Origin of the sequence: Mycobacterium sp. E342 (assembly GCF_001667665.1) — a bacterium.
GTDB lineage: Bacteria > Actinomycetota > Actinomycetes > Mycobacteriales > Mycobacteriaceae > Mycobacterium.
In genome coordinates, this window is sequence record NZ_LZJM01000009.1 from 41,759 (window position 1) to 51,803 (window position 10,045).

Here is a 10,045-nt window from a genome sequence, read left to right on the forward strand (position 1 = left end):
GTCCTGATGGACTTCAATCTGACCGCGACGCAACAGGCCGTCGCCGACGTGGTGACCTCGGTGCTGGGCCGGGACCTGAGCTGGGACGCGTTGGTCAGTGGGGGCGTGACCGCGCTGCCGGTGCCCGAGCGGCTCGGCGGCGACGGCGTGGGGCTGCCCGAGGTCGCCACGGTGCTGACCGAGGCGGGCCGCCACGGCGCCATCACGCCCGCGCTGGCCACGCTCGGCTTCGGCGTGGTGCCACTGCTCGACCTCGCATCCGAGGAGCAGCAGGACCGTTTCCTGGCCGGCGTCACCAAGGGCGGCGTGCTGACGGCCGCCCTGAACGAGCCCGGCACCGCGCTGCCCGACCGACCGTCGACCACCTTCGCCGGCGGGCGGCTGTCGGGTACCAAGGTCGGCGTCGGCTATGCCGCACAAGCGGATTGGATGATCGTCACCGCGGACAGCGCGGTCGTCGTCGTGTCGCCCAAGGCCGACGGTGTGCAGTTGGTCCAGACCCCGACGTCGAGCGGCGCCGAGGAATACACGGTGACGTTCGCCGACGTGGCCGTCGGCGACTCCGACGTCCTGGCGGGCGCGACGGCGTCTCGAGTCAACCAGCTGGCGCTGGTGGCCGTCGGCGCCTACGCCGACGGGCTGGTGGCCGGGGCACTGCGCCTCACCGCGGACTACGTGGCCAACCGCAAGCAGTTCGGCAAACCACTGTCGACGTTTCAGACCGTCGCGGCCCAGCTCGCCGAGGTGTACATCGCCTCGCGCACCATCGATTTGGCGGCGAAGTCGGTCGCGTGGCGGCTGTCGGAGGGCCGGGACGCCGACGATGATCTGGATGTCCTCGGGTACTGGATCGCCTCGCAGGCTGCGCCGGTGATGCAGCTCTGCCACCACCTGCACGGCGGCATGGGAATGGACATCACCTATCCGATGCACCGGTACTATTCCACGATCAAAGACCTGACCCGGCTGCTGGGTGGGCCTTCTCATCGTCTCGACCTGGTGGGAGCGCAATGTTCATAGACCTGACTCCAGAGCAGCGCCAGCTGCAGGCGGAACTACGCGAATACTTCTCGAACCTCATCTCGTCCGACGAGATGAAGGCGATGGAGCAGGACCGTCACAACGAGGCCTACCGCGCCGTGATCCGGCGGATGGGCAAGGACGGCAAGCTCGGGGTTGGGTGGCCAAAGGAGTTCGGCGGCTTGGGCTTCGGACCGATCGAGCAGTCGATCTTCGTCAACGAGGCGCATCGGGCCGACGTGCCCCTGCCCGCCGTGACGTTGCAGACCGTCGGCCCGACTCTGCAGCAGTTCGGCAGCGAGATGCAGAAGAAGAAGTTCCTGCCGGCGATCCTGGCGGGTGAGGTTCACTTCGCGATCGGTTACAGCGAGCCCGAGGCGGGGACCGACCTGGCTTCGCTGCGCACCACCGCCGTGCGCCACGGTGATGAGTACATCGTCAACGGCCAGAAGATGTGGACCACCGGCGGACACGACGCGGACTACATCTGGCTGGCCTGCCGCACGGACCCGGAAGCGGTGAAACACAAGGGCATCTCGATACTGATCGTCGACACCAAGGATCCGGGCTACTCGTGGACGCCCGTCATCCTGTCCGACGGCGCCCACCACACCAACGCCACTTATTACAACGACGTGCGCGTGCCCGCCGACATGCTGGTCGGCGAGGAGAACGGCGGGTGGAAACTCATCACCACCCAGCTCAACAACGAACGGGTCATGCTGGGCCCCGCCGGTCGCATCGCCGGCATCTACGACCGAGTGCATGCCTGGGCGTCGAAGCCGGGTGCGGACGGGGTCACGCCGATCGACCACGCCGACGTCAAGTGCGCGCTCGGCGAGATCCACGCGACGTGGCGGATCAACGAGCTGCTGAACTGGCAGGTGGCCGCCGCGGGTGAGGACATCAACGTGGCCGACGCCGCGTCGACCAAAGTCTTTGGCACCGAGCGCATCCAGCGCATCGGCCGGCTCGCCGAGGAAATCGTCGGCAAGTATGGCAACCCCGCCGAGGCGGACACCGCCGAGCTGCTCAAATGGTTGGACTCGCAAACCAAGCGGAACCTGGTGATCACCTTCGGTGGAGGCGTGAACGAAGTCATGCGAGAGATGATCGCGGCCGCCGGTCTCAAAGTGCCGAGGGTTCCCCGGTGACCGACATCCAGGACGCCGTCGCGGAGATCAAGGCGGCCGGCGGCCCGAAGCCGCGCGCCGGCCGCGACCCGGTCAACCAGCCGATGATCAACAACTGGGTGGAGGCCATCGGCGACAAGAACCCCATCTACGTCGACGAGGCCGCGGCCCGCGCCGTCGGGCACCCGGGAATCGTGGCCCCGCCGGCCATGATTCAGGTGTGGACCATGTTCGGCCTGGGCGGGGAACGTCCGAAGGACGACCCGATGGGCCCGATCATGCAGCTGTTCGACGACGCGGGCTACATCGGCGTCGTCGCCACCAACTGCGAACAGACCTACCACCGCTACCTGCAGCCCGGCGAGCACGTCAGCATCACCTCCGAGATGGGCGACGTGGTGGGCCCCAAGCAGACCGGCCTGGGTGAGGGCTACTTCATCAACCAGCACATCATCTGGCGGGTGGGCGACGAGGACGTCGCCGAGATGAATTGGCGCATACTCAAATTCAAGCCCCGCGAGTCGGATGCCACGCCGTCCTCGGTGCCCGCGGACCTGGATCCCGAAGCGATGATGCGCCCCGCGTCGTCGCGCGATACGGCCTTCTTCTGGGAGGGCGTAAAGGCGCACGAGCTAAGGATCCAGCGCCGGCCCGACGGGAGCCTGCAGCACCCGCCGGTGCCGGCGGTATGGCAGGACAAAGCCGCCCCGATCGACTACGTGGTGGCCTCCGGCAAGGGCACGGTGTTCAGTTTCGTCGTGCATCATGCGCCGAAGGTGCCGGGCCGCACGCTGCCGTTCGTGATCGCGTTGGTCGAGCTCGACGAGGGCGTGCGAATGCTGGGCGAGCTGCGCGGGGTGGACCCCGCCGACGTGGAGATTGGAATGCCGGTGCGCGCAACCTATATCGACTTTCCGGCGGGCGACACCGGCCCCGAGTGGACACTGTATGCCTGGGAGCCCGAGGCATGAGCGCACCGGCCATCGAAGTCGGCACGACGCTGCCCGAGCTCAAGCTGCACGGCGATCCGACCTTCATCATCTCGACGGCCCTGGCCACCCGCGACTTCCAGGACGTGCACCACGACCGGGATCTGGCGCAGGCCAAAGGGTCGAAGGACATCTTCGTCAACATCTTGACCGACACCGGGCTGGTGCAGCGCTACGTCACCGACTGGGCGGGCCCGTCTGCGCTGATCAAGTCGATCGGGCTGCGGCTCGGGGTGCCGTGGTACGCCTACGACACGGTCACCTTCTCCGGCGAGGTGACCGCCGTGGACGACGGCCTGATCACGGTGAAGGTGTTCGGGCGCAACAGCCTTGGTGACCACGTGATCGCGACGGTGACGCTGACGATGGGGGACTCCTGATGTTGTCGGGTAAAGCCGCGATCGTCGGCATCGGTGCCACCGACTTCTCGAAGGACTCCGGCCGCAGCGAGTTGCGGCTCGCGGCCGAGGCGGTTTTGGACGCGTTGGACGACGCCGGGCTGACCCCGGCGGACGTCGACGGGCTGACCACCTTCACGATGGACACCAACAACGAGACGGCGGTGGCGCGGGCGGTCGGCATCGGTGACCTGAAGTTCTTCTCGCAGATCGGCTACGGTGGCGGCGCCGCGTGCGCGACCGTTCAGCAGGCCGCGATCGCCGTCGCCACCGGGGTGGCCGACGTCGTGGTGGCGTACCGGGCGTTCAACGAGCGGTCGGGCATGCGGTTCGGTCAGGTGCAGACCCGGCTGGCGGGCGACGCTCGCGCACAGGCGGATTCGACCGCTGCGGACAACTCCTTCTCCTACCCGCACGGGCTCTCGACGCCGGCCGCGCAGGTCGCCATGATCGCGCGGCGCTACATGCACCTGTCCGGTGCCACCAGCCGCGACTTCGGTGTGATCTCGGTGGCCGACCGCAAACACGCCGCCAAGAACCCCAAGGCTTACTTCTACGAGAAGCCGATAACCATTGATGATCATCAGAATTCGCGATGGATCGCCGAGCCGCTGCGGCTGCTGGACTGCTGCCAGGAGACCGACGGCGCGGTCGCGATCGTGGTGACATCCGTCGAGCGCGCGCGGGACCTCAAGCAGCGGTCGGCCGTCATCGAGGCGGCGTCGCAGGGCTCGAGCCCCGACCAGTACACGATGGTCAGCTACTACCGACCGGAACTGGGTCTGCCCGAGATGGGCGTGGTGGGACAGCAGCTGTGGCAACAGTCCGGCCTGAAGCCATCCGACATTCAGACCGCCATCCTCTACGACCACTTCACTCCCTTCACGCTGATTCAGTTGGAGGAGTTGGGATTCTGCGGCAAGGGGGAGGCGAAGGACTTCATCGCCGACGGTGCGATCGAGATCGGTGGGCGGCTTCCCATCAACACGCACGGCGGCCAACTCGGCGAGGCCTACATCCACGGGATGAACGGGATCGCCGAGGGTGTACGGCAGCTGCGTGGCACCTCGGTGAACCCGGTGCCCGACGTCGAGCACGTTCTGGTGACGGCGGGCACCGGTGTCCCCACGTCGGGCTTGATCCTGGGCTAGGCCTGCGCGGCCGAGCGCCCGGGGCCCGGCATCCGCGAGTGTGAAGTTAGTTTCACGGTCGCGGTCGAGCGTGAAACTAACTTCACACTCGACGAGTGAAGTGACGCTGAGAGCGGCTCGTGCGACGCTGCCGTCGTGGGGGAGCCGTTCCTTGGCAGTGAGGCCGTCGCTCGAGGCGTATTGAGCCGAAGTCAGCTGAGCACCGCCTGTATCCGACTTTTCCGAGATGTGTATGTCGGCCGGGATTCAGAAGTCACTGCCGAGCTGCGAGCGAGGGCCGGTTGGTTGTGGAGCGGGCGCCAGGGTGTGGTCGCCGGCTTCTCTGCGGCGGCGCTACACGGGAGCAAGTGGGTGGATGGCGCGACGGTGGTGGACCTCATTCACGACAACCGCCACCGTCAGGCCGGGATCAGGGCTCATGCAGATCGCATCGATGATGACGAGATTGTTGTCATAGCCGGGATCTCGGTGACGTCGGCAGCCCGGACGGCTCTCGACCTCGGCTGCTGGTACCCGACCACCTCCGCAGTGGCCGGCATCGATGCGTTGGCACGTGCAACGCGAATCAAGGCGGCGGATGTCGAGCTGCTCGCGGAAAGGTACTCGGGCCGCCGGGGCATCGTGCAGGCAAGGGAGGCGATAGCTCTCTTCGACGGCGGAGCACAGTCTCCGAAGGAGTCTTGGCTGCGCGTCGTCCTGATCCAGGCAGGATTACCGAGGCCGCAAACCCAAATTCCAGTACTCAATGAATTCGGAAGCGCAGTCGCATATTTGGACATGGGCTGGGACGAGTTGAAAGTCGCGGTTGAGTATGACGGCGAGCAGCACCGCAGCGATCGCCGGCAATATACCTGGGACGTCCGGAGGCTGGAGACGCTCGAGCGCCTCGGGTGGATCGTCATCCGGGTGGTCGCGGGTGATCGGCCGGCCGACATCATCCGCCGAGTCCGCGCGGCTCGTGCCCGTCGAGCGTGAAATTAGTTTCACGCTCGACGCCGAACGTGAGACTAACTTCACGCTCGGCGTGGAGGGGGTGAAAAGCTAGCCCTAGGCGGGCACCAACTCGACGCCGGAGAGCACCACCGCGTTGTCGCGCGAGGGCGCGACGACGGTGGCCAGCAGTCGCCCGTCTTCCTTCCAGATCCCGACGTTGAGGGTCTCACCGGGGAACGCCACACCGGCGAAGCGCGCGCCGTAGGCGGCCACCGCCCCGGCGTCGCCGTCCAGCATCGTGTCCACGATGGCCTTGCACGCCATGCCGTACGTGCACAGGCCGTGCAGGATGGGCCGCGGAAAGCCGTTCGCCGCAGCGAATTCCGGGTCGGAATGCAGCGGGTTGCGATCGCCGCAGAGCCGGTACAGCAGCGCCTGCTGCGGCAGGATCGGCACCGCGACCTCCACGTCGGGGGCGCGGTCGGGCGCGGCGTCCGATGAGGACGGCCCGCGTTCGCCGCCGAATCCGCCCTCGCCGCGGGCGAAGATGGACCGCCGCTGCGTCCACAGCAGCGTGCCGTCGGGCGCGCTGACCGTCGTCTCGCTCCAGATCACCGCGGCCTTGCCCTTGTCCCAGATGTCGGTGAAGCGGGTGACGGCGCGGGCGGATCCCGAGGGCGGCAGCGGCCCGGGCACCTCCACTCGCTCGCTGGCGTGCAGCACCCTGCCCAGCTCGATGTCGATACCGGGGAACTGCACGGTAGGCGGCTTGGTCATGTGGAAGGAGGCCGCGACGTTGCCGAACGTCGGCAGGACCTGCGGTGTGTCGTCGACGAGGTAGCGCAGTTCGCGCGGGTCCATCGGATCCCTGCCGGCACCCAGAGCCAAGTGGTAGAGCTGCACATCGCTGCTCGTCCAAGCGAAGTCGATGGGGTCCAGCTCGGCCGCCAGTGCGACGCCTACATCAATGGGCATGTCAGCTTTCCCCCGCTATGTGCAGTGCGGCCAGGTAGCCGAAGGTCATGGCCGGGCCAATCGTGCCGCCCGGACCGGGGTAGGTGTGTCCCATCACCGGGGCACTGACATTGCCTGCGGCGTAAAGGCCCTCGATGATGGAGCCGTCGTCGCGCAGCGCGCGGCCATGGACGTCGGTGCGGATACCGCCTTTGGTGCCCAGGTCGCCCGGCACCATCTTGGCGGCGTAGTACGGCGCGTGCGTGAGCTCGCCGAGGTTGGGGTTCGGCTTGTTGGTCGGGTCACCGTAGTAGCGGTCGTAGGCGCTCTCACCGCGGTGGTAGTCCTCGTCGACGCCCGACCTGGCGAAGCCGTTGAAGCGCGCCACCGTCGCGGTGAACTCGGCGACCGGAAGGCCCGCCTTCTGGGCCAGCTCATCGAGAGTGTCGGCCTGGATGATGACCCCGGACTCCAGCCATTTGCGTGGAATGCGTTGCCCCGGTTGCAATCCCGCAAAGATGTAGCGGTCGCGGTACTGCTGGTCGAACACCAGCCACGCCGGGATGTTCTCGCCCGGGCCCGGACCCTGGCCGTATTCCCCGCCGTACATGTGGTGGCAGGCCTCGACATAGGGCATGGACTCGTTCATGAACCGCTTGCCCGACATGTTGACGATGATCGATCCCGGCGAATTGCGTTCCGACAACGCGAACCACGGCGCGCCCACCAGCGGCACGGTCGGGCCCCACCAGGCGTCTTCCATCAGTTCCAGTGCGGCGCCAAGCTTTTCGGCGGCGACGATGCCGTCGCCGGTGTTGGCCTTGGCGCCCACGGTCCACTCCGTCGTGATCGGCGCGCGCTGGTACTTCACCCGCATCTGCTCGTTGTGCTCGAACCCGCCGGAGGCGAGGATCACACCGCGGCGGGCCCGGATCAGCCGCGGCTCCGCGGACTCCGATGCGCCCGTGTCCCGAACGTAGACGCCGCGCACCACACCGTCCTCGACGTAGAGGTCGGTGAGCGCGGTGTTCAGCAATACCGGAACGCCGGCCCGCTGCAGCCCGATGCGCAGCGGACCGATCAACGCCCGGCCCATGCCCACCAGGTTCTTGCCGGTCGCCTTCGCCCACATGGTTCGGGCGCCGACCTTCAGGCTTCGCAGCACGCCCCGCGGGTGGCGCTTCAGCTGGTTCAGCCGCACATAGTCCTGCTGCATCACAACGACATTGAGCGGAACCTTGCCGTACGCGGGCTCCAATCCGGGCATATCGGCGCCCAGCTTGCGGGCGTCGAACGGCTTCGGCTCGATCGAGCGGCCCTCGGCGCGGCCGCCCGGGGCCTCGGGGTAATAGTCCGAGTAGCGCGGAACCCAGCACATTTTCAGCGGGGTGTGCTCCAGCACGAAGGACAGCATCTCGGGCCCGCGGTTGAGGTAGGTGTCGATGCGTTCCGGCTCGACGACGTTGCCGACGATGCCGTGCAGATAGGTCCGGGCCGCCTCGCGGCTGTCCCGGACGCCGTCACGCTTGAGGATCTCGTTGTTGGGGATCCAGACACCTCCACCCGATCGCGCGGTCGAGCCACCGAAATGCGCAGCCTTCTCGATGACCACTGTGGAAAGGCCCCGGTGAGCGGCGGTAAGGGCAGCTACCATGCCGGCTCCGCCGCTCCCGACCACGACGACGTCGAGCTCCTGTGCTGTCATGTAGAACACGTTATAGAATTGCCCGGGCCGGGCGCTACTGGGCCGGTCACACGAACGAGGAGACTTCCGCAGATGCTCAGTGTTGCAACGCGCGACGAGCTTGCTGCCGAACTGGCGCAGGCCGAGCGAAGCCGCGAGCCGATCGCCCCGCTGACCGCCGTCCACCCGGACATCGACGTGGTCGACGCGTATGAGATTCAGCTGATCAACATCCGTCAGCGGGTGGCCGAGGGGGCGCGGGTGCTGGGGCACAAGGTGGGGCTGTCGTCCAAGGCGATCCAGCAGATGATGGGGGTCGACGAGCCGGATTATGGGCATTTGCTGGACGAGATGCAGTTGTTCGAGGACATCCCGGTGAAGGCGAACCGGTATCTGTGGCCGCGGGTGGAGGTGGAGGTGGGTTTCCTGCTGAACGCCGACCTGCCGGGAGCCGAGTGCACCGAGGAGGATGTGCTGGCCGGCACCGAGGCGTTGGTGCCCTCGATCGAGTTGATCGATACCCGGATCACCGATTGGAAGATCGAGTTGTGCGACACCATCGCCGACAACGCGTCGTCGGCCGGCTTCGTGCTGGGCAAGGGTCGCGTTGCGCCGCGCGACATCGACGTCAAGGGCATCGATGCGGTGCTGCGCTGCAACGGTGAGGTGGTCGCCAAGGGCCGCACCGACGCGGTGTTGGGTAACCCGGTCACCGCGGTGGCCTGGCTGGCCCGCAAGGTGGAGGCCTTCGGCGTGCGGTTGCGCAAGGGCGACCTGGTGCTGCCCGGGTCCTGCACGCGGGCCATCGACGCGCACGCCGGAGACGAGTTCGTCGCCGAGTTCACCGGCCTTGGCTCTGTTCATTTGTCGTTCGAATAGTCTCGAATTAAATCGTCGGACTTAAATATCGAGAGCTTCGCGAAGGGGAGCGTCATGCCGGCTAAGGCGAGTGTGGCCATTGTCGGGTCGGGGAACATCAGTACTGACCTGCTGTACAAGCTGCTGCGATCGGACTGGCTGGAGCCGCGGTGGATGGTGGGTATCGACCCCGAAAGCGAGGGGCTGGCCCGGGCTCGCAAGCTGGGCTTGGAGACCACCCACGAGGGGGTGGACTGGTTGTTGGCCCAGTCGGAGAAGCCCGATCTGGTGTTCGAGGCAACCAGCGCCTATGTGCACCGCGGCGCCGCACCGAAGTATGCGGCCGCCGGTATTCGGGCGATCGATTTGACCCCGGCGGCAGTGGGCCCGGCGGTGATCCCGCCGGCGAATTTGCGCCAGCATTTGGACGCGCCGAACGTCAACATGATCACCTGCGGGGGGCAGGCCACCATCCCCATCGTCTACGCCGTCAGCCGGGTGGTGGAGGTGCCGTATGCCGAGATCGTGGCGTCGGTGTCCTCGGTGTCGGCGGGGCCTGGGACGCGGGCGAACATCGATGAGTTCACCAAGACCACCAGCCGCGGTGTGGAGACGATCGGTGGCGCCACGCGCGGTAAGGCGATCATCATCCTGAATCCGGCCGATCCGCCGATGATCATGCGCGACACCATCTTCTGCGCCATCCCCGAGGACGCCGACCGCGACGCCATCGCCCAGTCCATTCACGACGTGGTGGCCGAGGTGCAGACCTATGTGCCCGGATACCGGCTGCTCAACGAGCCGCAGTTCGACGAGCCGTCGCTCAACTCCGGCGGTCAGGCGGTGGTCACCACGTTCGTCGAGGTCGAGGGCGCCGGCGATTACCTGCCCCCCTATGCGGGCAACCTGGACATCATGACCGCCG

General features: G+C 67.0%; 10 protein-coding genes. 8 read left to right on the plus strand and 2 right to left on the minus strand.

Going from position 1 to position 10,045, the window contains the following annotated elements; genetic code table 11:
- The first annotated feature begins 6 nt into the window (after nt 1-6).
- The 6 genes from A5692_RS00590 to A5692_RS00615 all read left to right on the plus strand — a co-directional run bounded on the left by A5692_RS00590 (nt 7) and on the right by A5692_RS00615 (nt 5,666).
- A complete protein-coding gene (locus A5692_RS00590) occupies nt 7-1,020 on the plus strand; it encodes an acyl-CoA dehydrogenase family protein (RefSeq protein ID WP_068051052.1) in 1,014 nt (337 codons plus the stop codon).
- On the plus strand, nt 1,011-2,174 hold the full coding sequence (fadE29, locus tag A5692_RS00595; protein WP_068051054.1) for an acyl-CoA dehydrogenase FadE29: 1,164 nt from the start codon (nt 1,011-1,013) through the stop codon (nt 2,172-2,174). The genes A5692_RS00590 and fadE29 overlap by 10 nt, the downstream gene beginning before the upstream one ends.
- Nucleotides 2,171-3,124, plus strand: a complete 954-nt coding sequence (locus tag A5692_RS00600) for a bifunctional MaoC family dehydratase N-terminal/OB-fold nucleic acid binding domain-containing protein (RefSeq protein ID WP_068051056.1) — start codon at nt 2,171-2,173, stop codon at nt 3,122-3,124. The genes fadE29 and A5692_RS00600 overlap by 4 nt, the downstream gene beginning before the upstream one ends.
- Nucleotides 3,121-3,522 carry a MaoC family dehydratase gene (locus A5692_RS00605; RefSeq protein WP_068051058.1) on the plus strand — a complete coding sequence of 134 codons (402 nt, stop codon included), beginning with the start codon at nt 3,121-3,123 and terminating at the stop codon, nt 3,520-3,522. Before A5692_RS00600 ends, A5692_RS00605 begins: the two co-directional genes overlap by 4 nt.
- Nucleotides 3,522-4,691, plus strand: a complete 1,170-nt coding sequence (locus A5692_RS00610; RefSeq protein ID WP_068051060.1) for a lipid-transfer protein — start codon at nt 3,522-3,524, stop codon at nt 4,689-4,691. Before A5692_RS00605 ends, A5692_RS00610 begins: the two co-directional genes overlap by 1 nt.
- Before the next feature lie 135 nt (nt 4,692-4,826).
- Complete coding sequence (locus tag A5692_RS00615; protein ID WP_068051062.1) at nt 4,827-5,666, plus strand: DUF559 domain-containing protein; 840 nt, start codon at nt 4,827-4,829, stop codon at nt 5,664-5,666.
- A gap of 72 nt (nt 5,667-5,738) precedes the next feature.
- On the opposite strand, the gene A5692_RS00620 is transcribed toward A5692_RS00615, so the two are convergent.
- Together A5692_RS00620 and kstD are read right to left on the minus strand one after the other, a co-directional pair.
- Entirely contained in the window at nt 5,739-6,599 is an 861-nt protein-coding gene (locus A5692_RS00620) for a MaoC/PaaZ C-terminal domain-containing protein (RefSeq protein ID WP_068051064.1), read from the minus strand.
- A gap of 1 nt (nt 6,600) precedes the next feature.
- Nucleotides 6,601-8,283: a 3-oxosteroid 1-dehydrogenase gene (gene kstD / locus A5692_RS00625; protein ID WP_068051075.1), complete on the minus strand. Its 1,683-nt coding sequence runs from the start codon at nt 8,281-8,283 to the stop codon at nt 6,601-6,603.
- Nucleotides 8,284-8,355: 72 nt separating this feature from the next.
- On the opposite strand from kstD, the gene A5692_RS00630 reads away from it, so the two are divergent.
- A complete protein-coding gene (locus tag A5692_RS00630; RefSeq protein WP_068051066.1) occupies nt 8,356-9,141 on the plus strand; it encodes a 2-keto-4-pentenoate hydratase in 786 nt (261 codons plus the stop codon).
- Between the two features lie 54 nt (nt 9,142-9,195).
- A partial coding sequence (locus A5692_RS00635) for an acetaldehyde dehydrogenase (acetylating) (RefSeq protein ID WP_068051068.1) occupies nt 9,196-10,045 on the plus strand: 850 nt, incomplete at its 3' end.

Bases quoted from the DNA above. Each gene is read 5' to 3' on its own strand.
- A5692_RS00590 (WP_068051052.1), top strand. From the start codon at position 7: ATGGACTTCAATCTGACCGCGACGCAACAGGCCGTCGCCGACGTGGTG.
- fadE29 (WP_068051054.1), top strand. From the start codon at position 1,011: ATGTTCATAGACCTGACTCCAGAGCAGCGCCAGCTGCAGGCGGAACTA.
- A5692_RS00605 (WP_068051058.1), top strand. From the start codon at position 3,121: ATGAGCGCACCGGCCATCGAAGTCGGCACGACGCTGCCCGAGCTCAAG.
- A5692_RS00610 (WP_068051060.1), top strand. From the start codon at position 3,522: ATGTTGTCGGGTAAAGCCGCGATCGTCGGCATCGGTGCCACCGACTTC.
- A5692_RS00620 (WP_068051064.1), bottom strand. From the start codon at position 6,599: ATGCCCATTGATGTAGGCGTCGCACTGGCGGCCGAGCTGGACCCCATC.
- kstD (WP_068051075.1), bottom strand. From the start codon at position 8,283: ATGACAGCACAGGAGCTCGACGTCGTCGTGGTCGGGAGCGGCGGAGCC.
- A5692_RS00630 (WP_068051066.1), top strand. From the start codon at position 8,356: ATGCTCAGTGTTGCAACGCGCGACGAGCTTGCTGCCGAACTGGCGCAG.